The organism is Stenotrophomonas sp. NPDC077659 (genome assembly GCF_050268705.1).
In the GTDB taxonomy this organism is placed as follows: domain Bacteria; phylum Pseudomonadota; class Gammaproteobacteria; order Xanthomonadales; family Xanthomonadaceae; genus Stenotrophomonas.
In genome coordinates this window covers 1-1,058 of sequence record NZ_JBNNHG010000306.1, presented here as the reverse complement: position 1 = coordinate 1,058, position 1,058 = coordinate 1, and the positions used below count along the sequence as shown (strand labels likewise).

Here is a 1,058-nt window from a genome sequence, read left to right as displayed (position 1 = left end):
GGTCATGGACCGCGGTGTGCTGACCGACACCAATGGTCGCGAAGCCAACTTCAAGTAGACCACGCCCACGCTCAGGCCCAGCCAGTTGTACAGCTTGCCCATCTGGGCGGCGTCGCGACGGGCCAGGTAGTCGTTGACGGTGACCACATGCACGCCCTTGCCTTCCAGCGCGTTGAGGTACACCGGCAGGGTCGCGACCAGGGTCTTGCCTTCACCGGTGCGCATTTCTGCGATCTTGCCCAGGTGAAGCACCATGCCGCCGATCAGCTGCACGTCGTAATGGCGCATGCCCAGCACGCGGCGACCGGCTTCGCGGCAGACCGCGAAGGCTTCCGGCAGCACCTTGTCCAGGGCTTCGCCGCCGGCAATGCGCTGCTTGAACTCCGGCGTCTTGGCCTGCAGCTGCTCGTCGGAAAGCTTCTCGATCTCCGGCTCCAGCGCATTGATCTTGGCGACGATGCGGTTGAGCTGGCGCAGCTGTCGTTCGTTACGACTGCCAAATACGCGGGTAAGCAGGCTGTTGATCATTGAAGGAACCGGGTTGGATGGACACAGCGGCCCGGTCTTCCCCTGGGAATCCGTACGCCGCAAACGAAACAGGGCGCCTGGCGCCCTGTCGATGGCAACACCCATTGTAGCTTGGGACGGCCGTGAGGGGTTTCAACCCCGAGGCGGTAGTGCCGGCCGCTGGCCGGGTACGCGTCAGCGCATACGCGCTGCCGCTCCCACGGTTCGCTGCGCGAACCGCGGGCCCCGCTTACCTGGCCTCCACACCCCCGCGCCTATGGCGCTGCCCCCGTACTCCGGGGGCGGCCCGGCATCCCTACCTGGGTTCAGCCGCGGCTGATGCGGCCCACCGGGGTATTGCCGCCGTCACCCAGGAACTTGCGCGGGTTGACCACGTTGCCGTTTTCCCATACCTCGAAGTGCACGTGGGCACCGGTCGAACGGCCGGTGGAACCGGCCTTGGCCACTTCCTGGCCGGCACGGACCAGATCACCGACCTTCACCACCAGGCGCGAATTGTGCGCGTAGCGGGTGACATAGCCGTTGCCATG

The 1,058-nt window shown here is 65.9% G+C and carries 1 protein-coding gene and 1 pseudogene; both read right to left on the bottom strand.

Annotation, left to right across the window (positions count from 1 at the left end; all coding sequences use genetic code 11):
* Nucleotides 1–528: pseudogene (gene secA / locus ACQKDV_RS19685) on the bottom strand (preprotein translocase subunit SecA); the annotation flags it as partial.
* 305 nt (nt 529–833) lie between these two features.
* A partial coding sequence (locus ACQKDV_RS19680; protein WP_427785898.1) for a M23 family metallopeptidase occupies nt 834–1,058 on the bottom strand: 225 nt, incomplete at its 5' end.